Raw genomic sequence first — 26,293 nt, 5'->3', positions numbered from 1 at the left:
CGGCCGGCACAGTGGGCCCGACCACGCCGTGTCGCCTGTCGGGCGCTCCCAAACGGCCTAAAGAGGCAGCGTATCGAACGCAGCGTAGGCCGTAGCCAGCCAAGACTTCACGCGCTGTCGTTCCAGCAATCCAAGCGCATGCGGCCCTTCGCGGTCGTTCACCGCCTTCCAGAAGCTCGTGTTCTGCGCATCGATCTTGCGCATGCTGGCCTCATGCAAACGCGGGAGGGCAATCACACGCGCCCCATTCGCATTGGCCTTCGACAGCGACTGCGAAGCCAGCAGCATCCCGAAGTCGCTGCCGCGCCCGTAGTTCTGCACCACGATGTAGTTGGGCCGATTGCCGAAGGTGTCGATGAGCGTGCCGAGCAGGTCGGTGGAGTCCTTGCCGTCGTCCAGCACGTGCCAGAAGTTGACCGTGACGTCGATCTCCTCGAACACGTCGAACAGGTCGGATTCCTTGATCCAGCGCGACAGCGGCGCCAGCGTCTGCGCCGCGAGGTCGACGATCACGCTCTGCTTCGGGTTGGTCTCGAAGCCGTTCACCACCGTGTCCAGGCCTTCGAAGCTGTCGACCACCACGGGCGAGGCAAAGCCCTCGTAGAAGCGGGTGAAGGAGCTGTGCGAACGGTCGGTGTCGAAGCCGGTGAAAGGCCGGCTGCGATCGATGAAGTACTGGGCCAGCACGCGTGCCGTGACCGATTTGCCGACACCGCCTTTTTCGCCGCCGATGAAGTTGATGGAGCTCATGAGTGGTTGCTGCCTCGAATGGGTTGAGGGGTGGAGGAGGGCGGATTCATTCTAGGGGTCGCCTGTCACGCCACTGTGGCTAGCGACCCCGCTTGCTCATGCCCTGCAGCAAGGGATGTGCCTGCAGGCGCTGCTGCAGCCGTTTCTTCCACGGAGCCGGCAGCACGGACGCGTCGATCATCGCGGGCCACTGGTCACGCGCGAGGCGGGCCGTGTCGGCCACCACGCGCCGCACGCGCGGCTCATGCACGCCGGTCGAGAAGCAGAAGGCGCGCACGTTGGCGGGCGTGAACATCGCGGTGCGACGCGCAGCGGTGGCGCTAACCGGAGCCGGCAACAGCGGGAGCGCATGGCCCTCGACGCCCTGCAGCGCCGCATAGGCCACGATGTCGTAGGCCGGCGCCAACCGTGGCGCAATGCCATCGGGATACAGCACGCCGAAGTTCTTCAGGTGGGCATCCGGGTTGCCCAGCAGGTCGTTGACCACGAGCCGGCGCACCAGTTCGAGCACGGCGTCTTCGCCCAGTGACGGAAAGGCGCGCATCGCCAGCGCCATGTCGAGGTAGCTCCCGCTGTACTTGTGCATCGGGTCGACCGCCAGCACCTGCGCGAAGTCTTCGAAATGGATGCGGCGCGCGCCATCGCGGTCGAAACGCGTGACGGCCAGGAACTCGGGCTCGTCCGGCAGCGCATAGCTGTGCTCCGCCGCAATGGCCGACAGCGGCGCGAGTTCGGCATGGCACACCTCGACACCCGCCACCCCGGCCATCTGCAGCGAGAGCATCTCGAGTTGCGGCATGTGCGGCCGACCGGCCACCGGCAGCTTGGCGATCACGCGCGTGCTGGCACCGGCGCGCACGCGCGCCACGTAGCGGCCGCCCTGGCGGCGCAGGCCCAGCTTGGGCTGCACGCCCGAGACCGAGATGCCCTGCGGCATCGGCAGCTCGACCACCGACATCTCGAGCGCGTCCTGGTCCTGCGTGATGAGCCGCTGCAGCGTGCCGCGGTCCACCGACACCGGGCGCGCGGCCACGGCGCCGGGCAGGTCGCCGCCGCAGGCCGCCAGCAATTCGAAGTGATCGTTCTCGCGGCAACCGCGCAGCTGCGCGATGTGGCTGCGCAGCACGCCCTCGGGCAGCAGGTTCTGGAAGAAGCCGGGCAACTGGCCGCCCTGGGCGTTGAACAGCGGGTTCTTCACGTCGCTCCATAGCGCGGCCTGGGCTGCCGGGTCGCTTGCGACCATCGACAGCGAAAGCACGCCGGGCGGCGGGTTGGCGATCAGCTCGGGCTCCGCCACGAAACGGCACAGATCGGCGTACTGGAACAGCTTGCCGAGGCGGTGCGCGCCGAGAGAAATCTCGAGGATCTTGACGTTCATGGCGGTGAGCGGCGGCCCCGCACGTAGGGCGGCGCGGCAGGCGCTTCGGCCAGCGCACGACCGACGCGCGTGGCGACCGGGCGGTAGCCGGGATCGACGGCCGTGCCTTCGCCGAAGCCCTTGGGCGCGAGCTGCAGTTCGAGCCCCAGCGCATCGACCAGCGCGAGCAGCGACGACAGTTGCGGATTGCCCTTCAGGCTCAGGGCATTGCGCACCGAGCGTTCGGTGAGTCCCGAACGCAGGGCGATCTCCGCGTTCGTGAGGCCGGTGGCCCCGCGACGCGCCGTGAGGGCGGTGATGAGTTCCTGCTTGTCCACGGAAAGATATTACCGCAAATGCCTATTTCGGAAACATATTTCCGATGCGAAGAGCCTACTTGGGTATCAGCGTGAAGAGCGGCATGACCACGCCCATCACCCAGTTCTGCCCGAAATCGAGGGCCGCCCGGCGGTATTTCTCGTCGGCCTGCGCGGCCAGCAGGTCGAGCCGTGCCACCACCTTCGACAGCTCGCGGTCGGCCACGAGGTTGCGCCCGCGCTCGCTGATCTCGGTGGCCAGCAGCAGCGGCTGGCCGTCGGGGCCGGTCTTGGAAGAAATGAGCCAGAGCGAAATCTCGAAGTTGCGCGCCGTGCGGTAGCTGTTCTCGGCGTCGACCCCGTCGATCATGGTCTGGTCCCAGGTGTTGCCGTTGGCCTGCTTGAGCATCGAGGCCCATCCAACGACCAGCGCCGCCACGCGGTCGCCCTGGTAGGCCTGCGGGCCGGTCTCGAAGGCCAGGCGGATGGCGTCGATGCCGGTGGCGCCGCGCAGCTCGGGCAACGGCGTGCCCTGCAGGACCGCGTCCCAGGTGCGCTGCGTGGCTTCTTCCATGCTGGCGGCCGACTTGCGCCATTCGCGCGGGTTGCGCCGGTACAGCGTGGTCTGCACGCGGCGCACCGATTGCAGGTTGTCGCGCAGCGACAGGTTGGCGATGCGGTTGGTGGCCGATTGCAGCCATTCCTGGTTGCCGTAGGGCTCGGCGCGCTCGGTGGAACGGAAGGAGGAACAGCCCGTCAGCACCAGCGGCGCGAGCAGGGCGGCCGCGGTGCCCGCCAGCAGGCAGGTGCGTCGCGCCGCGAGGGGAGAAGCCAGGGAATCGCTCATGCCCTGACGTTATCATCCACGGCTGGGGCGGCGGCCCGCTTCAAGCTGCGGGCCCGTGCAATTTTCCTTACAAATCAATACCTTGGCGCTATGCCAAGGCAGGGCGACAAGTCGTGCGTCTTAACTCCATCAAGCTCTCGGGCTTCAAGTCGTTCGCCGAACCCACCAACTTCCTGCTGCCGGGCCAACTGGTCGGGGTGGTGGGGCCGAACGGCTGCGGCAAGTCGAACATCATGGATGCCGTGCGCTGGGTGCTCGGCGAGTCGCGTGCGTCGGAACTGCGCGGCGAGTCGATGCAGGACGTGATCTTCAACGGCACGACCACCCGCAAGCAGGCCAGCCGTTCGAGCGTCGAACTGGTGTTCGACAACGCCGACCACCGCGCCGGCGGCCAGTGGAACCAGTTCACCGAAATCGCCGTGCGTCGCGTGCTCACGCGCGACGGCACCAGCAGCTACTACATCAACAACCAGCCGGTGCGCCGCCGCGACGTGCAGGACGTGTTCCTGGGCACCGGCCTGGGCCCACGCGCCTACGCCATCATCGGCCAGGGCACGATCAGCCGGATCATCGAATCCAAGCCCGAAGAGCTGCGCCTGTTCCTCGAAGAAGCCGCCGGTGTCTCCAAGTACAAGGAGCGCCGTCGCGAAACCGAGAACCGCCTGGGCGATACGCGCGAGAACCTCACGCGCGTCGAAGACATCCTGCGCGAACTCAACGCCAACCTCGAGAAGCTCGAGAAGCAGGCCGAGGTGGCGGCGCGCTACAACGCGCTGCAGGGCGACGCCACGAAGAAGCAGCACCAGCTGTGGTTCCTCAAGCGCGGCGAAAGCGATGCCGACCAGGCCAAGATCAAGGCCGATTCGGAAAAGGCCATCAACGACCTCGAATCGCGCACCGCCGATTTGCGCCGCATCGAATCCGAACTCGAAACCGTGCGCCAGGCCCACTACGGCGCTGGCGACCTGGTGAATCAGGCACAGGGCAAGTTGTACGAAGCCAGCGCTGAAGTCGGCCGGCTTGAAGGCGAGATCCGCTTCGTGGTCGAAGGCCGCCAGCGCGTCGAGCAACGCCTGGTGCAACTGCGCGAACAGATGGGCCAATGGGGCCGCCGTCGCGAAGAGGCCGAGGCCGAGATCGAGACGTTGGCCGGTGCCGGCGTCGATGCCGAAGAGCAGGCCATCCTGCTGGCTGCGCAGCTCGAAGAGCACGACGCACGGTTGCCTGATCTCGAAGAGGCCGTGCAGCGTGCGCAGAACGAAGCCAACACCCAGCGCGCTACCGTGTCGCAGGTGCAGCAGCAGATTCAGGTGCTGGCCGCCGACCAGCGCAACATCGAAGACCAGAGCCGCCAGCTCACGCTGCGCAGCGAACGCCTGCGCGCCGATCAGAACGCACTGGCCGCGCCCGACGAAGACCGGCTGACCGAGATGCAGGAGCAGCTGGCCGCGGCGCAGGAAACCGCCAGCGAGTCCGACGCCCGCCTGCAGGAGCTGCAGGAGGCCGTGCCCCAGCTCGACGAAGACCGCCGCGCCAAGCAGCAGGCCGTCAACACCGAGGGCGCCCGCCATGCCGAGTTCTCGGCCCGCCTCGAAGCGCTGCGTGCGCTGCAGGAGAAGGTCAAGACCGACGGCAAGCTCGCCCCCTGGCTCGCCAAGCACGGCCTCGATGGCCTGCAGGGCCTGTGGAGCCGCATCCACATCGAGCAGGGCTGGGAGAACGCGCTCGAATCCGCACTGCGCGAGCGCCTCGGCGCGCTCGAAGTCAGCCGGCTCGACATGGTGCGTGCCTTCGGCAACGACGCACCTCCCGCCAAGCTGGCCTTCTACAGCCCGCCCGCCGCTGGCGTGCCGCAGGGCGCCGGCGCGCTGCCCAAGCTGTCGAGTCTGCTGCGCCTGAACGACGCCGGCCAGCAAGCGCTGCTGAACGACTGGCTGCACGGCTGCTTCACGGCCGAGACTTTCGAAGAGGCGCTGGCCCAGCGCGCCACGCTGCAGCCCGGCGAGGTGATCTACGTGCGCAGCGGCCACGCCGTGTCGTCGCACAGCGTGAACTTCTACGCGCCCGATTCCGAGCAGGCCGGCCTCCTGGCCCGCCAGCAGGAAATGGAAAACCTCGAGCGCCAGCTCAAGGCCCAGACGCTCATCAACGAAGAGGCGCGCACCGCGCTGGTCCGTGCCGAAGCTGCCTACGGCGATGCCGCGCAGCGCCTCGTCACGGCCCGCCGCGAAGCCGCCGAAACGCAGTCGCGCGCCCATGAGCTGCAGGTCGAAACGCTGCGCATGACGCAGCTCGCCGAACAGACCCGCGCGCGCAGCCAGCAACTGGCCGCCGACCTCGGCGAGGTCGATGCCCAGCTCGAAGAACTGCAGGAAAAGCGCATCGCCGCCGAAGGCCGCTTCGAAGAGCTTGATATGCAACTGGCCGACAGCCAGGAGCGGCATGCACAACTCGACGAGCGCGTGATCGAAGCCGGCCGCGCGCTCACGGCCAGCCGCGAACAGCACCGCAGCCTCGAGCGGCAGGCGCAGGAAGCCACCTTCTCGCAGCGCACGCTCGAAGCGCGCCGCGGCGAACTGAACCGCAGCATCGAAACCGCCTCGCAGCAGACCGTCGCGCTGACCGACGAAGACGAGCGCGCCCGCGCCGAGCTCAGCCGCCTGTCGGATGCCGCCGCGCAGGCCGGCCTGCAGGATGCGCTGTCGCTCAAGCTGGAGCGCGAGACCGCGTTGGGCGCGGCCCGCAGCCAGTACGACGACCTCACGCTCAAGCTGCGCGCCAGCGACGAGCGCCGGCTGCAGCTGGAGCGCGAACTCGATCCGCTGCGCCAGCGCATCACCGAGTTCCAGCTCAAGGAGCAGGCCGCGCGCCTGGGCGTCGAGCAGTACCAACAGCTGCTGGACGACGCCGGTGCCGACCTCGAGGCGGTCGCGCAGTCGATCGAGACCGAGAAGGTGCGCCTGACCGGCCTGCAAAGCGAAATCGATCGCCTGAACCGCGAAGTGGTCGCGCTCGGCGCCGTCAACCTCGCCGCGCTCGACGAACTCGCGATTGCGAGCGAGCGCAAGATCTTCCTCGATGCGCAGTCGGCCGACCTGAACGAAGCCATCGGCACGCTCGAAGACGCCATTCGCAAGATCGACGCCGAAACGCGCGACCTGCTCGGCGGCACCTTCAAGATCGTCAACGAGCACTTCAGCCGCATGTTCCCGGAGCTGTTCGGCGGCGGCAACGCCAAGCTGATGATGACGGGCGACGAAATCCTCGATTCCGGCGTGCAGGTCATGGCCCAGCCGCCCGGCAAGAAGAACCAGACCATCCACCTGCTCTCGGGCGGCGAGAAGGCGCTCACGGCCATTGCGCTCGTCTTCGCCATCTTCCAGCTGAACCCGGCGCCTTTCTGCCTGCTGGACGAAGTGGACGCGCCGCTGGACGACGCCAACACCGAACGCTATGCCAAACTCGTCTCCGCCATGAGCCGTGAAACCCAGTTCCTTTTCATCAGCCACAACAAGATCGCCATGGAAATGGCCGAACAGCTGATCGGCGTGACCATGCAGGAGCAGGGCGTGTCGCGCATCGTTGCGGTCGACATGGAGTCGGCGGTCTCGATGGTCGAAGCGGCATAAGGCAGGCGCGCGCATGAGCAATCTCACCCTCGCCCTGGCGATCCTCGGCGGCCTCGTTCTCGCGGCCGTCGTGGCCTACAACACCCTGATGTCGCGCCGCAACGCGCCGCGCCAGCCCGATGCGGTCGATGTCGCCCTGGCCGAAGCCGAGCGCGCGCTGGCCGGCGGCAGCGATGGCGGCGTGGAGCCGATGCTCCATGCCGACCCGAGCCAGGTGGCCGGCAGCGACCGCCACGAGCCGCTGTTCGACCCCGACCTGCCCGCGCCCAGCGGCGTGCCCGTGCCCACCGGCGAGCGCCGTGGCGGGCTCGATCCGCTGATCGACGTGATCGCGCCCATTTCGCTCGAAGGCCTGGCCTCGGGCGATGCCGCGCTCGCGTCCATGCCGTCGACGCGCCGCGCCGGCAGCAAGCCGGTGGCCATCGAAGGCCTGAACGACCTCACCAGCCAGTGGGAGCCGCCGGCGCCCGGACAGCGCTACCGCGCGTTCCAGGTCGGCGTGCAGCTGGCCAACCGCACCGGGGCGCTCAACGAGATCGAGTACTCCGAGTTCGTGGTCAAGGCGCAGGCCTTTGCCGATGCCGTGAACGGCGCGCCCGAGTTTCCCGAGATGCTCGACGAAGTGGCGCGCGCCCGCGAGCTCGACCAGTTCGCCAGCGCGCACGACGCGCAACTGGGCTTCGTGCTGCGCGCGCTGCACGCCGCCTGGAGTCCGGGCTACGTGCAGCAGAACGCCGCGCGGCTGGGCTTCGTGGCCGGGATCATTCCGGGCCGCATGGTGCTGCCGACCAGCGAGGCCGGCCTGCCGCCGATCCTCGGGCTCTCGTTCGACACCCAGGCCGCGCTGGCCGACGATCCGGCGCAATCGGCGATTCGCGAGCTCAGCCTGAGCCTGGACGTGCCGCAGGTCGATCGCGGCGAAGAGCCGTTCCGACGCATGCGCGAAGCCGCCGCCACGCTCGCCCGCGAGATGGACGGCGTGGTGACCGACAGCGACGGCCAATTGCTGCGCGACGAAACCATGGACGTGATCGGCACCGACCTCGAGCAGCTGTACGACACGCTCGACGCACGCGACCTCGCCGCGGGCTCGCCACTGGCGCGACGCCTCTTCAGCTGATCCGTCTTTTTCCCGAGGGACACCCCATGACAACGCGCGACGAAGCGGCACGCGAAGCCGCCGCACTGAGCGAGCAGCTGCATCGCCACGCCCATCTGTACTACGTGCTCGATGCCCCCGAGCTGCCCGACGCCGAGTACGACAAGATGTTCCAGCGCCTGCAGGTGCTGGAGACCGAGTTTCCCGAACTGCGCACGCCCGATTCGCCGACGCAGCGCGTGGGCGGCACCGTGCTCGACAGCCTGGCCAAGGTGCGCCACCGGTTGCCGATGCTATCGATCCGCACCGAGACCGACATCACGCCCGCCGGCGCCAGCGCCTTCGATGCGCGGGTGCGACGCGAACTGGGCCTGGCCGAAGACGCGCCGCAGATCAGCTATGTCTGCGAACTCAAGTTCGACGGGCTGGCCATGAGCCTGCGCTACGAGCACGGCGTGCTGGTGCAGGCCGCCACGCGCGGCGACGGCGAGGTGGGCGAGGATGTCACGCAGAACATCCGCACCGTGCGCGAGATTCCGCTCAAGCTCAAGGGCGCCGCCCCGCCCGTGGTCGAGGTGCGTGGCGAGGTCTACATGAAGCGCGCCGATTTCGACGCCCTCAACGAGCGCCAGCGCCAGAAGATCGCCGCCGGGCAGAAGAACGAGAAGGTGTTCGTCAACCCGCGCAACGCGGCGGCCGGCGCGGTGCGCCAGCACGACCCGGCGATCGCGGCAGAGCGCCCACTGAGCTTCTTTGCCTACGGCCTGGGCGAGGTTTCGCCCGCGACCGAAGGCGGCCCCGACATCGCGACGCAGTTCGACTGGCTGCAGCAGTTCCACGCCTGGGGCTTTCCGGTGGCCACGCAGACCGCGCGAGCGACCGGTGCTATTGAACTGATAGCGTTCCACGAAACCATCGGCCGCCAGCGCGATGCGCTGCCGTACGACATCGACGGCGTGGTCTACAAGGTCGACAGCCTGGAGCTGCAGCGCCAGCTGGGCTTTGTCTCGCGCGAACCGCGCTGGGCCGTGGCCCACAAGTACCCGGCGCAGGAGCAGCTGACCGAGGTGGTCGGCATCGAGATCCAGGTGGGCCGCACCGGCAAGCTCACGCCGGTCGCCAAGCTGGCGCCGGTGTTCGTCGGCGGCGTGACCGTGACCAACGCCACGTTGCACAACGAAGACGAAGCCCGCCGCAAGGATGTGCGCGTGGGCGACACGGTGATCGTGCGGCGCGCCGGCGACGTGATTCCCGAAGTGGTGGGCGTGGCGCCCGACAGCCTGGCCAAGCCGGACGACCAGCGCGGCGCGGTCTTCACCATGCCGCACAAGTGCCCCGTGTGCGATTCCGAGGCGGTGCGGGAGGAGGGCGAGGTCGACTACCGCTGCACCGGCGGCCTGTTCTGCGCGGCACAGCGCAAGGAGGCCATCCTGCATTTCGCGGCGCGGCGCGCGGTCGATGTCGACGGGCTGGGCGACAAGCTGGTCGAGCAGTTGGTCGACGCCAACCTGATCCGCACCTTGCCCGATCTCTACAAGCTCGGCTTCGTCACGCTGGCGGGGCTGGACCGCATGGCCGAGAAGTCGGCCCAGAACCTCGTCGATGCGCTCGAAGCCTCGAAGAAGACCACGCTGCCGCGCTTCCTGTTCGGCCTGGGCATCCGCCACGTCGGCGAGAGCACGGCGAAAGACCTCGCCAAGCATTTCGGCAAGCTCGACGCCATCATGGATGCGACCGAGGAGCAGTTGCTCGAGGTCAACGACGTCGGCCCGGTGGTGGCGCAGAGCCTGCGTACCTTCTTCGACCAGCCGCACAACCGCGAGGTGGTCGAGCAGCTGCGCGCCTGCGGCCTGACTTGGGACGAATTCGAGCCCGAGGCCCGCGCGCCCAAGCCTTTGGCGGGACTGACCTTCGTGATCACCGGCACCCTTCCTACGCTGGGCCGCGACGAAGCGAAGGATAAATTGGAGGCAGCCGGCGCCAAGGTGGCCGGCTCCGTCAGCAAGAAGACCCACTACCTCGTGGCCGGGGAAGAGGCCGGCAGCAAGCTGGACAAGGCGCGCGACCTCGGCGTCACGGTGATCGACGAGGCGCGTATGCTGGAGATCCTCGCCAGCGGTGTTCCGCCGGCACCCGACGCCTGAGTCGCCCGGCGCCCGGGATCCAGGCCTTTACCGGCCGTTACGCGACTTCACACCAGCGCAGTCAACAGGGTCTACAAGCGGGCGTTGAACGACTACAGAAGGCCGACAAGGAGTCCCTCATGCAAAAAATTCGTGTTCTCGCTACCAGCCTCGCACTCGGCGGCATCGCGCTGCTGAGCGGCTGCGTAGCCGTCCCTGGCGATCCGTACTACTCCGGCGGCTATTCCGAACCGTACTACTCCGACCCGGGTCCCGTGGTGGTGCCGGCGCCGGTCTACATCCAGGGTGGCGGCTACTACGACAACCGCCGCCCGTACTACGACCGGCGTCCTTATTACGACGGCCGTCGGCCGGCTTACCCGTACCCCGGCGTGCGACCCTCGTACCCGACGACCCGCCCGGGTTGGGGCGGTGGCCGTCCGCCGGTTGCCGTGGTGCCGCCGGTGCGGCCCGGCGGGGGTGGCGTGCCCGGCATCACTCCCTCGCATCCGCAGCAGATGCCCCGCGGCCCTGCGCGGCTGTGGACCTCGCCGGACTCGAAGGACAACCAAGGGGGTATCCCCTGATCGTGGCCTGAGGCTCTCGCGATAATCGCGCGATGGCCTTCCGCGAAATCCTCAAGATGGGCGACCCCCGGCTGCTGCGCACCGCGCAGCCGGTCGCCGCTTTCGACACCGACGAACTGCACCTGCTGGTGCGCGACATGTTCGAGACCATGCAGGCGGTCAATGGCGCCGGCCTTGCGGCGCCGCAGATCGGCGTCGACCTGCAACTGGTGATCTTCGGCACCGACACCATCAATCCACGCTACCCCGACGCGCCGCCGGTGCCACGCACCGTGCTGCTCAACCCCGTCATCACGCCGCTGGGCGATGAAGAGGAAGAGGGCTGGGAAGGCTGTCTGTCGGTGCCCGGCCTGCGCGGCGTGGTGCCGCGCTTCGCCCACATCCGCTACACGGGCTTCGACCTGTACGGTGACCCGATCGACCGCACCGCCGATGGCTTCCATGCGCGCGTGGTGCAGCACGAAGTCGATCACCTGTTCGGCAAGCTGTACCCGATGCGGGTGCGCGATTTCTCGCGCTTCGGCTACACCGAGGTCCTGTTCCCGGGCCTCGATGCGGCCGACGACGACTGATTCGTCTGCCCGCCTCGTTGCTTACTTGTTGTTGAGCCCGAAGCGGCCGCCGCCCGTGAGCGCGAGCGAGATCGCCGCGAACAGGAACATGCCCTGCAGTTCCAGCGCCCAGCCGCCTTGCCCGTTCAGCGCGCCGAGGTCCTTGCGGTGGGCCAGCCAGATCGCCACCACCATGTTGATGGCCACGACCAGCGCGGCGGGCCGCGTGAACAGGCCGACGATCAGCAGCACCGGCGCCAGGATCTCGCCCACGTAGACCAGGTAGGCCAGCACCGCGGGCACGCCGTGCGACGCGAGCATGCCGCCGATGCCGTCGACGCCCTTGCCGACCTTGGCAATGCCATGCAGCAGGATGAGGATGCCCAGCGCAACGCGCAGGATGAGCTTGCCGGTGTCGTCGGACTTGACCATGGTGTGATTCCTGTTCGGGAGTGATGAAAGGGCCGTATGGTAGTGAAACTGGCCGCGCCGCCAACCGATCGCCCGCGAGCGGATCGACATATGTATCCAACGCAGGGTTCTTTGTCGTCGGCCTGCATCGCCCCGTACACTGCCTTTTGCCTACTGTTGAGGAGTACACACCAATGACGAAGAAGACAACGACCACCCCAACCACCCGACTGCGCCCGGCACTGCTCGCCGCCGCTTCCGTTCTCGCGCTGGCCACCGCGGCCCCGGCCTTTGCCGGCAAGACGCTCGACGCGGTCAAGCAACGCGGCACCGTCAAGTGCGGCGTGACCAACGGCGTGGCCGGTTTCTCGGCCCCCGACACGCAGGGCAACTGGTCGGGCCTGGACGTCGACACCTGCCGCGCCATCGCCGCGGCCGTGCTGGGCGATCCCAAGAAGGTCGACTTCGTGCCGCTGAATTCGCAGCAGCGCTTCTCGGCGCTGCAGGCCGGCGAGATCGACATCCTCGCGCGCAACACCACCTGGACGCTCACGCGCGACGCGTCGCTGGGCTTCAACTTCACCACCATCACCTACTACGACGGCCAGGGCTTCCTGGTGCCCAAGAAGCTCAAGGTGACGAGCGCCAAGCAGCTCAAGAACGCCACCATCTGCACGCAGTCGGGCACCACCAACGAGAAGAACGTGTCGGACTACTTCCGCGCACAGAACATCCCGGTGAAGACCGTCGTGTTCGAGAGCTTCGAGGCCTCGTTCAAGGCCTTCTTCTCGGGCCGCTGCCAGGCCTTCACCACCGACGCCTCGGCGCTGGCCGGCCTGCGCAACAAGGAAGCGACCAACCCCGACGACTACCTGATCCTGCCCGAGCTGATCTCCAAGGAGCCTCTGGCGCCGCTGGTGCGCCGCGGCGACGACGAGTGGTTCGCCATCGCCAAGTGGGTGCCCAACGCGCTCATCGAGGCCGAAGAATTCGGTGTCACACAGGCCAATGCCGACCAGCTCAAGGCCGGCAGCAAAGACCCGGCGCAGCAGCGCCTGCTCGGCGCCGGCGAAGACCTCGGCAAGTTGCTCGGTCTCGACAAGGACTGGTCGTATCGCGCCATCAAGGCCGTGGGCAACTACGGCGAGATGTTCGAGCGCAACGTCGGACCGAAGTCGGTGCTCAAGCTGCCGCGCGGCTCCAACAACCTCTGGAGCAAAGGCGGCCTGATCTACGCACCTCCTGTTCGATGAGTCGGCAGGCCTCGCGCCGCGGCGCCTGGCTGGCCTGGCTCGTGCAGGCCCTGTTGGTGCTGGCCGTCGTGGCCGGCGCCTTCTGGGTGGTGAACCATGCGCTCGAGGTGCTGCGCGCACGCGGCGTGCGTTCGGGCTTCGACTTCCTCGCCGAGCCCGCGGGCTTCTCGATCAGCGAGGGCTGGCTCGACTTCGACGCCAGCCAGCCGTCGTGGCGCGCGTTCCTCGCGGGCCTGATCAACACCGTGCGCGCGGCCGTGCCGGCGGCCGTCTTCGCGGTGGTGCTCGGCACGTTGATCGGCATCGGCCGGCTCGCGCCGCACGTGCTGCTGCGCGGCATCTGCACCGCGTACGTGGAACTGCTGCGCAACGTGCCGCTGCTGGTGCAGCTGCTGATGCTGGCGTTCGCGATGGCCAACCTGCTGCCCGATCCGACCGAGCCCGTGCACCTGCTGCCGGGCGTGTGGCTCAGCAAGGGCGGGCTCAGCGTGCCCTGGCCCGTGGCGGGCGAGGGTGGCGGGTGGCCGACGCATTTCGAATGGCCCGAGCGCGGTGACTTCGGCGTGAGCGGCGGCGCCGCGCTGAGCCCGGAGTACGTGACCATCGTCGCCGGGCTGTCGCTGTACTCGGCGGCCTTCGTCGCCGAGATCGTGCGCGCCGGCATTCTCTCGGTGTCGCAGGGGCAGGTGCTGGCGGGGCAGGCGTTGGGCCTGTCGTCGGTGCAACAGCTGCGCCTCGTGATCCTGCCGCAGGCGCTGCGCGTGATCGTGCCCTCGCTCACCAACCAGCTGCTGAGCCTCACCAAGAACTCGTCGCTCGCCGTGGCCGTGGGCTATCCGGAGCTGGTGTCGGTGGCGAACACCACCATCGGCTCGAACGGGCGCGCCTTCGAGTGCATCGCGATCATCATGGCGGTGTACCTGCTGCTGTCGCTCGTGATCTCCTTCGGCATGAACCGCTACAACGCGCGCGTCGCGCTGCGAGGCTGGCGATGAGAAACGTCGCGCAAGGCCCCATCGCATGGCGCAGCGAGCTGTGGGGGTCGCCGCTGCGCGCACTGGCCACGGTGCTGCTGCTGGGCCTGCTGGCCTGGGCCGGCTTCCACGCGTTCGAATGGGGCGTGGTGCATGCCGTGTTCCGCCCCGACGCCGACGCCTGCCGCGCGGTGCAGCACGGTGCCTGCTGGGGCGTGGTGGCCGAGAAGTGGCGGCCGATGCTGTTCGGTCGCTTTCCGTACGAAGAGCAATGGCGCCCGGCCATCGCGGTGGTCGTGCTGTCCGCGGTGACCGTGCTCAGCGCCTGGCCACGCAGCTGGCACTGGTGGCTGGCGCCCTTGTGGGGCGTGGCCTTGCTGCTGTTCGTCGGGCTGATGCACGGCGGCGTGGCGGGGCTGAGCGTGGTGCCGACCAGCCGTTGGGGCGGCCTGCCGCTCACCATCGGGCTGGCGGTGGTCGGGCTGGCGCTGGCCTTTCCGCTGGCGCTGCTGCTCGCGATGGGGCGGCGTTCCGAATGGCCCGTGGTGCGCACGCTGAGCGCGAGCTACATCGAGCTGGTGCGCGGCGTGCCGCTGATCTCGGTGCTGTTCATGGCCTCGTTCCTGCTGCCGCTGCTGTGGCCCGCGGGCTGGCAGCCCGACGTGCTGGTGCGCGTGCTCATGGGCCTCACGCTGTTCGTCGCTGCTTATCTTGCGGAGATCATCCGCGGCGGCCTGCAGGCCGTGCCGCGCGGGCAGACCGAGGTGGCGATGGCGCTGGGCTTCGGCCGCTGGCCGGTGCAGCGCGACATCGTGCTGCCGCAGGCGCTGCGCCTCGTGGTGCCGGCGTTGACCAACAGCGTGGTCGGCACCTTGAAGGACACCTCGCTGGTCACCGTGGTCGGCCTGTTCGAGCTGACCGGCGCGCTCGGGCTGGCGCTGGGTGGCGACCCGGTCTGGCGGCCGTTCTACCTCGAGGGCTACCTGTTCGTGGCAGCTGTCTACTGGCTGCTGTGCTTCGGGCTGTCGCGCTACAGCGTCTGGCTCGAGCGGCGCCTGGGCACCAGCTCGGCGTAGCCGGTCTGCGCATCGGGCTCGCGCGAGAAGCGCCACGCGGGCAGCACCGCGACGAGGATCTCGGCCGTGGTGCGCACCACGCAGCCCGGCGCGGCATGGCCGCCCGACACCCGGCCGTCGCCGTCCGACACGCTGAGATGCAGGTGCGAGCCGTCGGGCGACAGCGTGCCGGCGAGCGTGAGGATTTCAAGGTCGCCTTCGATCCGCGTCGCCGTCTCCGCACCCGCGAAACGGATGCTCGCGCCGCGCAGGCTGCCGATGCCCGAGACCACGAAGGCCGCGTCGCCGATGCCGGGTTGCTTCAGCACGGCGTCGAGCGCCGCGCGCAGGTCGTCGCCCGGTTGCAGACGCAGCACCAGCGTGTCCACGCGCTGTTGCCTCGCGTCAGCTCGCCGACAGCGCCTTGTCGACCACCTGCTGCGCCTCGCCGAGGATGCGCGCGAGGTGGTCGTCGCCGAGGAAGCTCTCGCCGTAGATCTTGTAGATGTTCTCTGTGCCCGACGGCCGCGCGGCGAACCAGCCGTTCTCGGTGACGACCTTCACGCCGCCGATGGCCGCGCCGTTGCCCGGGGCGTGGCTCAGCACGTTCTCGATCTTCTCGCCGGCCAGCGTGGTCGAGGTGATCTGCTGCGGCGACAGGGCCGACAGGCGTTTTTTCTGCTCGGGCGTGGCGGGCGCGTCGACGCGGTCGGACACGGGGCGCCCCAGCGCCTGCGTCAGCTCGGTGAAGCGCTCGCCGGGGTCGCGACCCGTGCGTGCGGCGATTTCGGCCGAGAGCAGGGCGGGCACGATGCCGTCCTTGTCGGTGGTCCACGCGCTGCCGTCGTGGCGCAGGAAGGTGGCGCCCGCGCTTTCCTCGCCGCCGAAGCCCAGCGAGCCGTCGACCAGCCCGTCGACGAACCACTTGAAGCCCACCGGCACTTCGTACAGCGGGCGGCCCAGCCGCGCCGCCACGCGGTCGATCATGCGGCTGCTGACCACGGTCTTGCCGACGGCCGCCTGCGCTGGCCAGTGCGGGCGGTGCGTGAAGAGGTAGTCGACCATCACCGCGAGGTAGTTGTTCGGCTGCATCAGGCCCGCGCTGCGCGTGACCACGCCGTGGCGGTCGTGGTCGGTGTCGCAGGCGAAGGCGATGCCGAAGCGGTCTTTCAGCGCGACCAGCCCGTGCATCGCGTCGGGCGACGACGGGTCCATGCGGATGCGGCCGTCCCAGTCGAGCGACATGAAGCGGAAGGTCGGGTCGACCGCCTGGCTCAGCACGTTCAGGCGCTGGAGCTTGTAGCGCGCGGCAATGGCGGGCCAGTAGTGCACGCCGGCACCGCCCAGCGGATCGACGCCCAGGTCGACGGTGCCGCCGCGGATCGCGTCCATGTCGAGCACCTGGGCCAGGTCTTCGACGTAGGTGTTGAGGTAGTCGTGGCGGTGCGTGGTGGACGCCTTCAGCGCCTGTGCCAGCGGCATGCGCTTCACGCCGTCGAGCTTGTTCGCCAGCATCTTGTTGGCGGCGGCTTCGACGGCGGAGGTGATGTCGGTGCCCGCGGGGCCGCCGTTGGGCGGGTTGTACTTGAAGCCGCCGTTTTCGGGCGGGTTGTGCGAAGGCGTGATCACGATGCCGTCGGCCAGGCCGCTGGTGCGTCCGCGGTTGTAGACCAGGATGGCGTGGGACACGGCCGGCGTGGGCGTGTACTCGTCGTCCTTCGACAGCATCAGCTCGACGCCGTTGGCCGCCAGCACTTCGACCGCGCTGGCGAAGGCGGGCGTGGACAGCGCGTGCGTGTCGATGCCCAGGAACAGCGGACCGTCGATGCCTTGCTGCTCGCGGTAGTCGCAGATGGCCTGGCTGATGGCCAGCACATGCCATTCGTTGAAGGCGTCGTCGAACGAGGAGCCGCGATGCCCCGAGGTACCGAAGGCCACGCGCTGGCTGGGCACCGCCGGGTCGGGGCGACCGGTGTAGTAGGCCGAGACGAGGCGCGGCACGTCCACCAGCAGATCAGACGGGGCCGGCTGGCCCGCGAGGGGATGGGAAGAGGTGCTCATGTCGAAAGCGGGTGATGAAAGGGAGCGCGCCGGCGGTGCCGTGCGCGGCCTTTCAGCATACGCCATGGGCGCGGCCGGCTTGCCACTTGCGCGCCCGTTCACAGAGGTCCGCTTACAACCCTTTCAATGTGAGCGCCGCGTGCGGACCCGCTCCGGGCCGTCGCCCGTGGCCAGCCACCGGGCCGGCACCTCGAAGTACGCGGCGATCGCATGCAGGTGCAGGGTGCCTGCGCAGCTGTGGCGGTCGGTGAGCCAGCGGATCACGGTGGGGGCGCTGACGCCGCACTGTCGGGCGAGCTCGGATTTCCATTGAGGCCGCGATCCGGCGACGAGCGAGATCAGGCGGTCTTGAAAGCTGGCGTTCATGGTCGGCCCCCTTTGGCGACAACAGCGGTCGGCTCTGAATTTCCTCGAAACGCGCCAGGCACCCAACCCCTCCTTCGCAGGGGCTGGTAGTTTTTTTGCGTAGAGGGTGATCTAGTTCCGACGCGCGGCGGCTGCACCCGTGGGCACCAGCGTCAGAATGAGGGTGCATATCGGCCAGAAAGGCCGAAGGGGGTGTGCCATGAAAGTGATGACGCTGGACGACCACGCGTTGTTTCGCGCGGGCCTGCGCATGCTGCTGGAGAGCATGGAACGCAGTGCCGAAATCTTCGAAGCTGCCACGGTCGACGAGGCCTGCGCCCTGGCGCTGCGCCATCCCGATCTGGCGATCTGCCTGCTCGATCTCGAACTGCGCGGCGAGTACGGTCTGGATGCGCTGGTGCGCCTGAAGGCGGCCGCGCCCGACATCGCGGCGGTGGTGGTGTCGGCCTCGACCGATGTCGACATCATCCGCGGTTGCCTGGAGGCGGGCGCCATGAGCTTCGTGCCCAAGAGCATGCCGGCCGACTTCCTGAAGCGGGCCTTCGAGACCGTGCTGGCGGGGGAGGTCTACCTGCCGCAGGAAATCCTGCACCTGGGGTCGAAGAGCACCGCCAGGCCGACGCTCAGCCCGCGCCAGGCAGATACCTTGCACGGCCTGGCGCGCGGGCTGCCGACCAAGTCGATCGCGCGCGAGCTCGGCCTGTCCGAGCACACGGTGAAGGAGTACATCGGCACCTTGTTCCAGGCACTGGGTGTGCACAATCGCACCGAGGCCGTGATCACGGGCATCCGCCTGGGGCTGTTGTCGCCGCTGCAGCGCAAGGGGTCATGAGCGGGCCACCGCGGGCGGCTAAGCTTCAGGCTGGTTTCAAGGAGCAAGACAAGATGCGCATGACGTTTGGCCGGCACGGGTTTCTTCTGACGGCTGCGGCCCTGGCTGCGGTGCTCGCGGGCTGCGAGGCCCCGCCCAAGGACCGGCCGCTCACCTCCGAAGTGCCGGCGCCGCCGAGCTTCGCGCCCCCGCCCGAAAGTTGCCAGGCGCCGGAAGTGCGCTTTGCGCTCGGTATGCAGGCGACGCGTCCGTTGCTGGAAGAAATGCGCCAGCGCGCCGGCGCGAAAACCGCCCGCACCGTGCCGGCCACGGCGCCGGCCGACCCGGCCCAGGACGCGACGCGGCTCAACGCGCAGGTCGATCCCACGGGTCGCATCCTCGGCGCGTACTGCGGCTGAGCCGCACACGCCCATTCAGCGGCCTCACTGGGAGGCCAGCGCCTCCATCAGGTCGGTCTCGATGGCCAGCTGCGTCTTCTGGCCCTGCAGTTCCGGTCCGCTGATCAGGAACGTGTCTTCCACCCGTTCGCCCAGGGTCGTCACCTTCGCCAGCTGCAGGTTCAGGTGATGCCGCGCGAGCACGCGCGCCACCGAATACAACAGGCCCGCGCGGTCGCTGGCCGAGATGCTGAGCAGCCAGCGCTGCGCCTTGTCGTCGGGCACGAGGCTGATGCGTGGCTTGATCGGAAAGCTGCGCACCCGGCGTGACACGCGTCCCATGCTGGGGGCGGGCAGGGCGCCGGCTTCGGTGAGCGTTTGCGCCAGGCCCGTCTCGACCATGCTGATCAGGTCGCGGTAATGGTCGGGCTGGAAGGTCGTCACCACCTGGAAGGTGTCGAGCGCGTAGCCGTTGCTCGTGGTGTGGACCTTGGCGTCCAGGATGCTGAACGAGGCCTGGTCGAAATAGCCGCAGATGCGCGCGAACAGGTCGGACTGGTCGGGCGTGTAGACCACCACCTGCAGTCCTTCGCCCACCGGCGACAGGTGCGCGCGCACGATGGGCAGCGTCTTCGGGTCGATGGGCACGTTCTTCGGTGGCACGAAGCGCGAGAGCTGCTTGGCGTGCCAGGCGATCTCGGTGGCGTCGTGGCGCATGAAGTAGCCGACATCGAGCGTGTCCCACAGCGCCTTGTGCGCCTCGAAGCGCTGGGCGTGCAGGGCGAGCAGCACCAGCGCCTCGCGCTTGCGGGCCTCGACCTCGGCGTCCGGGTCGGGCATGCGCCCGCCCAGGGCGCGCAGCGTGAAGCGGTACAGGTCCTCGAGCAGCTTGCCCTTCCAGGCATTCCACACGCGCGGCGAGGTGCCGCGGATGTCGGCCACCGTCAGCAGGTACAGCGCCGTGAGGTAGCGCTCGTTGCCCACGCGCTTGGCGAAGGCGCCGATGACCTCGGGGTCGCCCAGGTCTTGCTTCTGCGCGACCTGGCTCATCACCAGGTGCTCGGCCACGAGGAACTCGATGAGCTTGGCGTCTTCGCGGGCGATGCCGTGCTGCTTGCAGAAGCGCTGCACGTCGCGCGCGCCGAGCGTGGAGTGGTCGCCGCCGCGGCCCTTGGCGATGTCGTGGAAGAGGGCGGCGACGTAGAGAATCCAGGGCTTGTCCCAGCCGGCCGCGAGCTGCGAGCAGCCCGGGTACTCGTGCGCATGCTCGGCGATGAAGAAGCGGCGCACGTTGCGCAGCACCATCAGGATGTGCTGGTCGACCGTGTACACGTGGAACAGGTCGTGCTGCATCTGCCCCACGATGCTGCGGAACACGCGCAGGTAGCGCCCGAGCACCGAGGTCTGGTTCATGAGCCGGAAGGCATGCGTGATGCCGTAGGGCTGCTGCAGGATCCGCATGAAGGTCACGTGGTTGACCGGGTCGTTGCGGAACTTGCTGTCCATGACATGGCGCGCGTTGTACAGCGCACGCAGCGTGCGCGCCGACAGGCCCTTCACGCCGATGGTCTTCTGGTACAGCAGGAAGGTCTCGAGCACCGCGTGCGGCTCGCGCTCGTACAGGTCGTCGCTGGCGATCTCGATCAGGCCGGCACGCTCGTAGAAGCGCTCGTTGATGGTCGTGGGCTGCTCGTCGATGGGCTGCAGCCGCTCGGAAATATTGAGCAGCAGGATCTGGTTGAGCTGCGACACCGCCTTGGCCGCCCAGTAGTAGCGGCGCATCAGCGCCTCGCTCGACTTGCGCTGCGACTCGCTCTCGTAGCCGAAGCTCGCTGCCACGGCGGTCTGCAGGTCGAACACCAGCCGGTCTTCGCGCCGGTTGGCGATCACGTGCAGGCGGGCGCGAATGAGCGAGAGCAGGGCCTCGTTGCGCTTGATCTGCTGCGCCTCGAAGGGCGTGGCCAGGCCGTTCTTGGCCAGGTCGTCCCAGCGGCTGCCGAAGCCGGCGGCCTTGCTCATCCACAGGATGGTCTGCAGGTCGCGCAGGCCGCCGGGCGATTCCTTGCAGTTGGGTTCGAGCGCGTAGGGCGTGTTGTCGAACTTCTGGTGGCGGTGCCGCATTTCCTGCGACTTGGCCACGAAGAAGGCCTGCGGGTCGATGGCCTGCGTGAAGCGGCGGCGAAAGGCCGCGAAGAGCTTCTTGTCGCCCGTGATCAGGCGCGATTCGAGCAGCGAGGTCTGGACCGTGATGTCCTTGGTGGCCTCGTCCAGGCACTCCTCGAGCGTGCGCACGCTGGAGCCGATCTCGAGGCCGGCGTCCCAGCACTGGCCGATGAAGGCCTCGATGCGGGCCGGCTCGACGCCGCTGTCCTGGCCCTCGGGCGGCAGCAGCAGCAGCACGTCGACGTCGGAGTACGGAAACAGCTCGCCGCGTCCGTAGCCGCCCACCGCGGCCAGCGCGAAGGCGTCGCCGAAGCCGGCTTCGTTCCACAGCGCGGTCAGCGTCTGGTCGGCCAGCGCCGAGAGCTGGCGCAGCACCGTGTGGACGCTGCGGGTGGGCGCGCGTGCGAAGCGCAGGGTGTCGAAAAGGGCGAGCTTTTTCGCGCGATAGGCTTCGCGCAGCGTCGCCACGTCGATCTTGGCTGCTTCGATCACGGCGGGGGCGCGCTGTGGCGCGTCAGGTTTTGGTGGAGGTGACGAAGGCCGGCAGCGGCGGGCTGCCTTCGGAGAGCGTCAGCACCTCGTAGCCGGTCTCGGTGACCAGCACCGTGTGCTCCCACTGGGCCGACAGCGAATGGTCACGCGTGACGATGGTCCAGCCGTCGTACTGGCCGCCCTTGAAGTCTTCCTTCACGTCGCGCTTGCCGGCGTTGATCATCGGCTCGATCGTGAAGATCATGCCGGGCTTGAGCTCTTCCATGGTGCCCGGGCGACCGTAGTGCAGCACCTGGGGCTCTTCGTGGAAGCGCTGGCCCACGCCGTGGCCGCAGAACTCGCGCACGATCGAGAAACCCTGGCCCTCGGCGAATTTCTGGATCGCATGGCCCACGTCGCCCAGGTGGGCGCCGGGGCGCACCTGCAGGATGCCGTGCCACATGGCTTCGAAGGTGACGTTGCACAGGCGCTTGGCGGCAATGGAGGCGTCGCCGATCACGAACATGCGGCTGTTGTCGCCGAACCAGCCGTCCTTGATGACGGTGACGTCGACGTTCATGATGTCGCCCTTCTTCAGGGGCTTGTCATTGGGGATGCCGTGGCACACCACGTGGTTCACCGAGGTGCACAGCGACTTCGGGAACGGAACGCTGCTGGCGCCCATGTAGCCCACCGTGGCCGAGGTGGTGCCCTGCTTGACCATGTACTCGGCGGCCAGGCGGTCCACGTCGTTGGTCGTGATGCCGGGCTTGATGAAGGGCGTGAGGTAGTCCAGCACCTCGGACCCGAGGCGGCAGGCGACCCGCATGGCTTCGATGCCTGCGGCGTCTTTGTAGGTAATGCTCATGCCCCGAATTATCCCATTCGGCAAGCTAAAATTCCGGGTTAACGCGGATGACCCCAGTCAGCGGCCATCCGCCTCGATTCCTTGATTTCCAACGCGCCCCCCGAGGCCTCATCGACCGTGACGCAGCCCGCACCTCAAGCCCTTCCTGTCGTAACCATGTTCGAGGGCGGCAGCGCACTCAGCGACTTCCGTGCACGGCAATTGCTGCCGAAGCTGCAGGCCATCGAGCCGCGCATCGAGGGCATTTCGGCCCGTTTCGTCCACCTGGTGGTTACCGATGCGTCGCTGGGCGACGCCGACCGCGAGCGCTTTGCCGCGCTCCTGACCTACGGCGAGCCCTTCGAGGCCCCGGCAGCCAAGGCGAGCGCCTCGGTGGTCGTCACGCCCCGCCTGGGCACGGTGTCGCCCTGGGCCTCCAAGGCCACCGACATCGCCCACAACTGCGGCCTGGCGCTGCGCCGCGTGGAGCGCGTCACCCAGTACCACCTGAAGCTGAAGACGCCGCTGATCGGCAAGGCCCCCGTGCTCGAGGGCAACGCCCTGGCCGCCGTGGCCGGCCCGCTGCATGACCGCATGACCGAATCGGTGCTGGCCACCGTCGAGCAGGCGGCCAGCCTGTTCAGCGAACTCCCGGCCCAGCCGATGGCGCAGGTCGACGTGCAAACGGGTGGGCGCGAAGCCCTGGTGGCAGCCAATACCGGCTTCGGCCTGGCGCTGGCGGAAGACGAAATCGATTACCTCGTCGAAGCCTTCACCCGCCTGGGCCGCAACCCCAGCGACGTCGAACTGATGATGTTCGCGCAGGCCAACAGCGAGCACTGCCGTCACAAGATCTTCAACGCCAACTTCACCATCGACGGCGTGGCCCAGCCGCAGAGCCTGTTCTCGATGATCCGCCACACCGAGAAGCAGAACCCGCAGCACACGGTGATCGCCTATGCGGACAACGCCTCGGTGATGGAAGGCGCGACCATCGAGCGCTTCATTCCGGCCCACGGCTCGCAGAGCTATCAAAAAGATAGCGCCCTGAGCCATGTGCTGATGAAGGTCGAGACGCACAACCACCCGACCGCGATTTCGCCGTTCCCCGGCGCCTCGACCGGCGCGGGCGGCGAAATCCGCGACGAAGGTGCCACGGGCCGCGGCTCCAAGCCCAAGGCGGGCCTGACCGGCTTCACGGTTTCCAAGCTTTGGCCCGAAGACGGCCACTACGGCAAGCCCGAGCACATCGCGAGCCCGCTGCAGATCATGACCGAGGGCCCGCTGGGCGGTGCCGCGTTCAACAACGAATTCGGCCGACCCAACCTGCTGGGCTACTTCCGCGAGTACGAGCAGGCGGTGACGAGCGACCTCGACACCGTGCAGCGCGGCTACCACAAGCCCATCATGATCGCGGGCGGCCTCGGCAGCATCGACGCCACGCAGACCAAGAAGATCCTGTTCCCGGCCGGTTCGCTGCTGATCCAGCTCGGCGGCCCCGGCATGCGCATCGGCATGGGCGGCAGCGCCGCCAGCTCGATGGCGACCGGCGCCAACGCGGCCGAGCTCGACTTCGACTCGGTGCAGCGCGGCAACCCCGAAATCGAACGCCGCGCGCAGGAGGTCATCAACCACTGCTGGCAGCAGGGCGCGGCCAACCCGATCCTGGCGATCCACGATGTGGGCGCGGGCGGCCTGAGCAATGCCTTCCCCGAGTTGACCAACGATGCTGGCCGCGGCGCACGCTTCGACCTGCGTGCGGTGCCGCTCGAAGAGTCGGGCATGGCGCCCAAGGAAATCTGGTGCAACGAGAGCCAGGAGCGCTACGTGCTGGCCATCGCGCCCGAGTCGCTCGAACAGTTCAAGGCCTTCTGCGAGCGCGAGCGCTGCCCGTTCTCGGTGGTCGGTGTGGCGACCGAAGAGCGCCAGCTGCTGGTGGCCGACGAAGGCGCTGCGGTGCAGCCGGTCGACATGCCCATGGACGTGCTGCTGGGCAAGCCGCCCAAGATGCACCGCGACGTGAAGACCGTGGCCCGCAGCTTCAAGCCGCTCGACCTCACGGGCGTCGACCTGCAGAAGGCCGCCATCGACGTGCTCGCGCACCCGACCGTGGCCTCGAAGCGCTTCCTCATCACCATCGGCGACCGCAGCGTGGGCGGCCTGACGCATCGCGACCAGATGGTCGGCCCGTGGCAGGTGCCCGTGGCCGATTGCGCCGTGACGCTGGCCGACTACAAGGGCTTTGCTGGCGAAGCGATGAGCATGGGCGAGCGCACTCCGCTGGCCGCACTCGATGCGCCGGCCTCGGGCCGCATGGCCGTGGCCGAGGCCATCACCAACCTGCTGGCCGCGCCGATCGAGCTGTCGCGCGTCAAGCTGTCCGCCAACTGGATGGCCGCCTGCGGCGAACCCGGCGAAGACGCCGCGCTGTACGAGACCGTGAAGGCCGTGGGCCTGGAGCTGTGCCCGGCGTTGGGCGTGTCGATTCCGGTCGGCAAGGATTCGCTGTCGATGCGCACGCAGTGGAAGGACAACGGCGAAGCCAAGAAGGTCACCTCGCCCGTGAGCCTGATCGTCACCGCCTTCGCCTCGCTGGCCGACGTGCGCGGCACGCTCACGCCGCAGCTCGATGCGACGGAAGACGACACCACGCTCGTGCTGATCGACCTGGGCCGTGGCCAGCACCGCATGGCCGGCAGCATCCTGTCGCAGACGCTGAACCAGAGCGGCGACACCGTGCCCGACCTCGACGACCCGGCGCAGCTGGTCGCGCTGGTCAACGCCGTGAACGCACTGCGCGCCGACGGCAAGATCCTCGCGATGCACGACCGCAGCGACGGCGGCCTGTTCGCCACCGCCTGCGAAATGGCCTTTGCCGGCCACGTCGGCGTGGCACTGAATGTCGACATGCTCGTCACCGAAGGCGACGGCATTTCCGACAGCCGCATGGAAACCGGCGACGCCAAGAACTGGGCGCAGCAGGTCAGCGTGCGCCGCGAAGAGCTCACGCTCAAGGCGCTGTTCAACGAAGAATTGGGCATGGTGCTGCAGGTGCGCACCGCCGAGCGCAACGACGTCATGCAGGTGCTGCGCGCCCACGGCCTGAGCACGCACAGCCACTTCGTCGGCAAGACGCGCCCGGCCAGCTCGGCCATGGACGCGGGCAAGGGCAAGCTCGAAGTCTGGCGCGATGCCAAGTCGGTGTTCAGCGCCTCGCTGCACGATCTGCACCAGGTGTGGGATTCGGTCAGCTGGAAGATCGCCCGCGAGCGCGACAACCCGGCCTGCGCCGATGCCGAGCACGCCGCGGCCGGCGTGCCGAACGACCCGGGCATGCATGTGTTCCTGCCGAACGCCCCGGTGGCACCGGCCATCCTGCAGTCGCGGCCCAAGGTCGCGATCTTGCGTGAGCAGGGCGTCAACTCGCACGTCGAGATGGCCTATGCGTTCACCGAAGCGGGCTTCGAGGCCTACGACGTCCACATGACCGACCTGCAGACGGGCAGGGCGGACCTGGCCGCGTTCAAGGGCGTGGTCGCCTGCGGCGGCTTCAGCTACGGCGACACGCTGGGCGCAGGCATCGGCTGGGCGCGCAGCATCACCTTCAACCCGAAGCTGGCCGAGCAGTTCAAGACCTTCTTCGGCCGCGCCGACACCTTCGGCCTGGGCGTGTGCAACGGCTGCCAGATGTTTGCCGAGCTGGCCGACATCATCCCGGGCGCCGAGGCCTGGCCGCGCTTCACCACCAACCAGAGCGAGCGTTTCGAGGCGCGCCTGTCGATGGTCGAGGTGCTCGAGTCGCCCAGCATCTTCTTTGCGGGCATGGCCGGCAGCCGCCTGCCGATCGCGGTGGCGCACGGCGAGGGCTATGCCAACTTCAAGCACCGCGGCGACGCCGCCAAGGCCATCGGCGCGATGCGCTTCGTGGACAACCACGGGCAGCCGACCGAGCAGTACCCGTTCAACCCGAACGGCAGCGCCGGCGGCCTGACCTCGGTGACCACGCCGGACGGCCGCTTCACCGCCGTGATGCCGCACCCGGAGCGCGTGTTCCGCAACATCCAGACGAGCTGGACCTCGGGCGACAAGAGCGACCTGAGCCCGTGGATGCAGATCTGGCGCAACGCGCGCAAGTGGGTGGGTTGATCGGGCGCCCTCAGTCCGTGCAAACGGCCTGAGTCAGGTCAACAAGAAATGCCCTCCAGGCTTGGGCCTGGAGGGCA

Annotated in this window: 21 protein-coding genes; 11 read left to right on the top strand and 10 right to left on the bottom strand. The window is 68.4% G+C overall.

The genetic code is table 11. The annotated features are described in order from the left end of the window. Window positions 1–57 precede the first annotated feature (57 nt). The 4 genes from AC1RAD_RS09030 to AC1RAD_RS09015 all read right to left on the bottom strand — a co-directional run bounded on the left by AC1RAD_RS09030 (window position 58) and on the right by AC1RAD_RS09015 (window position 3,271). Window positions 58–750 (bottom strand): P-loop NTPase family protein, encoded by a 693-nt coding sequence (locus tag AC1RAD_RS09030; protein ID WP_062471226.1) that lies wholly within the window; start codon window positions 748–750, stop codon window positions 58–60. A 79-nt stretch (window positions 751–829) separates the two neighbouring features. After that, window positions 830–2,128: a type II toxin-antitoxin system HipA family toxin gene (locus AC1RAD_RS09025; protein ID WP_492734592.1), complete on the bottom strand. Its 1,299-nt coding sequence runs from the start codon at window positions 2,126–2,128 to the stop codon at window positions 830–832. Then, entirely contained in the window at window positions 2,125–2,445 is a 321-nt protein-coding gene (locus tag AC1RAD_RS09020; RefSeq protein ID WP_070060699.1) for a helix-turn-helix domain-containing protein, read from the bottom strand. Before AC1RAD_RS09020 ends, AC1RAD_RS09025 begins: the two co-directional genes overlap by 4 nt. Before the next feature lie 55 nt (window positions 2,446–2,500). After that, a complete protein-coding gene (locus tag AC1RAD_RS09015; RefSeq protein WP_492734591.1) occupies window positions 2,501–3,271 on the bottom strand; it encodes a hypothetical protein in 771 nt (256 codons plus the stop codon). 113 nt (window positions 3,272–3,384) lie between these two features. On the opposite strand from AC1RAD_RS09015, the gene smc reads away from it, so the two are divergent. From smc to def, 5 genes are all read left to right on the top strand, one after another. Further along, window positions 3,385–6,900: a chromosome segregation protein SMC gene (gene smc, locus AC1RAD_RS09010; RefSeq protein WP_070060697.1), complete on the top strand. Its 3,516-nt coding sequence runs from the start codon at window positions 3,385–3,387 to the stop codon at window positions 6,898–6,900. A 13-nt stretch (window positions 6,901–6,913) separates the two neighbouring features. Then, complete coding sequence (locus AC1RAD_RS09005) at window positions 6,914–8,020, top strand: cell division protein ZipA C-terminal FtsZ-binding domain-containing protein (protein ID WP_062471237.1); 1,107 nt, start codon at window positions 6,914–6,916, stop codon at window positions 8,018–8,020. Between the two features lie 26 nt (window positions 8,021–8,046). After that, complete coding sequence (ligA, locus tag AC1RAD_RS09000) at window positions 8,047–10,143, top strand: NAD-dependent DNA ligase LigA (RefSeq protein ID WP_492734590.1); 2,097 nt, start codon at window positions 8,047–8,049, stop codon at window positions 10,141–10,143. Window positions 10,144–10,262: 119 nt separating this feature from the next. Further along, on the top strand, window positions 10,263–10,709 hold the full coding sequence (locus AC1RAD_RS08995) for a hypothetical protein (RefSeq protein ID WP_492734589.1): 447 nt from the start codon (window positions 10,263–10,265) through the stop codon (window positions 10,707–10,709). Between the two features lie 32 nt (window positions 10,710–10,741). Further along, complete coding sequence (gene def, locus AC1RAD_RS08990; RefSeq protein WP_139701600.1) at window positions 10,742–11,281, top strand: peptide deformylase; 540 nt, start codon at window positions 10,742–10,744, stop codon at window positions 11,279–11,281. Window positions 11,282–11,302: 21 nt separating this feature from the next. Here the strand turns inward: def and AC1RAD_RS08985 are convergent, their stop codons facing one another. Beyond that, window positions 11,303–11,692: a DoxX family protein gene (locus tag AC1RAD_RS08985; RefSeq protein ID WP_062471245.1), complete on the bottom strand. Its 390-nt coding sequence runs from the start codon at window positions 11,690–11,692 to the stop codon at window positions 11,303–11,305. Window positions 11,693–11,865: 173 nt separating this feature from the next. Between AC1RAD_RS08985 and AC1RAD_RS08980 the strand changes: the two genes are divergently transcribed. The 3 genes from AC1RAD_RS08980 to AC1RAD_RS08970 are packed head-to-tail and all read left to right on the top strand — an operon-like array spanning window position 11,866 to window position 14,974. Continuing rightward, a complete protein-coding gene (locus AC1RAD_RS08980) occupies window positions 11,866–12,924 on the top strand; it encodes an amino acid ABC transporter substrate-binding protein (protein WP_492677048.1) in 1,059 nt (352 codons plus the stop codon). Next, the gene (locus AC1RAD_RS08975; protein ID WP_492734588.1) at window positions 12,921–13,919 is read left to right on the top strand and encodes an amino acid ABC transporter permease; all 999 of its coding nucleotides are present in this window, start codon (window positions 12,921–12,923) and stop codon (window positions 13,917–13,919) included. Before AC1RAD_RS08980 ends, AC1RAD_RS08975 begins: the two co-directional genes overlap by 4 nt. Then, entirely contained in the window at window positions 13,916–14,974 is a 1,059-nt protein-coding gene (locus AC1RAD_RS08970; RefSeq protein ID WP_369628918.1) for an amino acid ABC transporter permease, read from the top strand. The genes AC1RAD_RS08975 and AC1RAD_RS08970 overlap by 4 nt, the downstream gene beginning before the upstream one ends. Here AC1RAD_RS08970 and AC1RAD_RS08965 read toward each other — a convergent pair. The 3 genes from AC1RAD_RS08965 to AC1RAD_RS08955 all read right to left on the bottom strand — a co-directional run bounded on the left by AC1RAD_RS08965 (window position 14,929) and on the right by AC1RAD_RS08955 (window position 17,380). Then, entirely contained in the window at window positions 14,929–15,342 is a 414-nt protein-coding gene (locus AC1RAD_RS08965) for a PPC domain-containing DNA-binding protein (RefSeq protein ID WP_354346818.1), read from the bottom strand. The two genes, AC1RAD_RS08970 and AC1RAD_RS08965, sit on opposite strands and share 46 nt — an antisense overlap. Before the next feature lie 16 nt (window positions 15,343–15,358). Further along, the gene (gene pgm / locus AC1RAD_RS08960) at window positions 15,359–17,014 is read right to left on the bottom strand and encodes a phosphoglucomutase (alpha-D-glucose-1,6-bisphosphate-dependent) (RefSeq protein WP_492734587.1); all 1,656 of its coding nucleotides are present in this window, start codon (window positions 17,012–17,014) and stop codon (window positions 15,359–15,361) included. 123 nt (window positions 17,015–17,137) lie between these two features. Further along, window positions 17,138–17,380, bottom strand: a complete 243-nt coding sequence (locus tag AC1RAD_RS08955) for a helix-turn-helix domain-containing protein (RefSeq protein WP_492734586.1) — start codon at window positions 17,378–17,380, stop codon at window positions 17,138–17,140. A 199-nt stretch (window positions 17,381–17,579) separates the two neighbouring features. On the opposite strand from AC1RAD_RS08955, the gene AC1RAD_RS08950 reads away from it, so the two are divergent. Together AC1RAD_RS08950 and AC1RAD_RS08945 are read left to right on the top strand one after the other, a co-directional pair. Further along, on the top strand, window positions 17,580–18,212 hold the full coding sequence (locus tag AC1RAD_RS08950; protein ID WP_167395026.1) for a LuxR C-terminal-related transcriptional regulator: 633 nt from the start codon (window positions 17,580–17,582) through the stop codon (window positions 18,210–18,212). A gap of 53 nt (window positions 18,213–18,265) precedes the next feature. Further along, a complete protein-coding gene (locus tag AC1RAD_RS08945; RefSeq protein WP_056580768.1) occupies window positions 18,266–18,610 on the top strand; it encodes a hypothetical protein in 345 nt (114 codons plus the stop codon). Window positions 18,611–18,634: 24 nt separating this feature from the next. On the opposite strand, the gene AC1RAD_RS08940 is transcribed toward AC1RAD_RS08945, so the two are convergent. Then, on the bottom strand, window positions 18,635–21,244 hold the full coding sequence (locus AC1RAD_RS08940; protein ID WP_492734585.1) for a [protein-PII] uridylyltransferase: 2,610 nt from the start codon (window positions 21,242–21,244) through the stop codon (window positions 18,635–18,637). A gap of 22 nt (window positions 21,245–21,266) precedes the next feature. Next, complete coding sequence (gene map, locus AC1RAD_RS08935) at window positions 21,267–22,091, bottom strand: type I methionyl aminopeptidase (RefSeq protein WP_062471267.1); 825 nt, start codon at window positions 22,089–22,091, stop codon at window positions 21,267–21,269. 156 nt (window positions 22,092–22,247) lie between these two features. Between map and purL the strand changes: the two genes are divergently transcribed. Next, entirely contained in the window at window positions 22,248–26,216 is a 3,969-nt protein-coding gene (gene purL / locus AC1RAD_RS08930; protein ID WP_492735220.1) for a phosphoribosylformylglycinamidine synthase, read from the top strand. Window positions 26,217–26,293 lie beyond the last annotated feature (77 nt).

The sequence above is a fragment of the Variovorax sp. GW823-FHT04B03 genome, assembly GCF_058796495.1.
The sequence above is the reverse complement of the archived record's forward strand: the minus strand, read 5'-3'. Positions and strand labels throughout refer to the sequence as shown.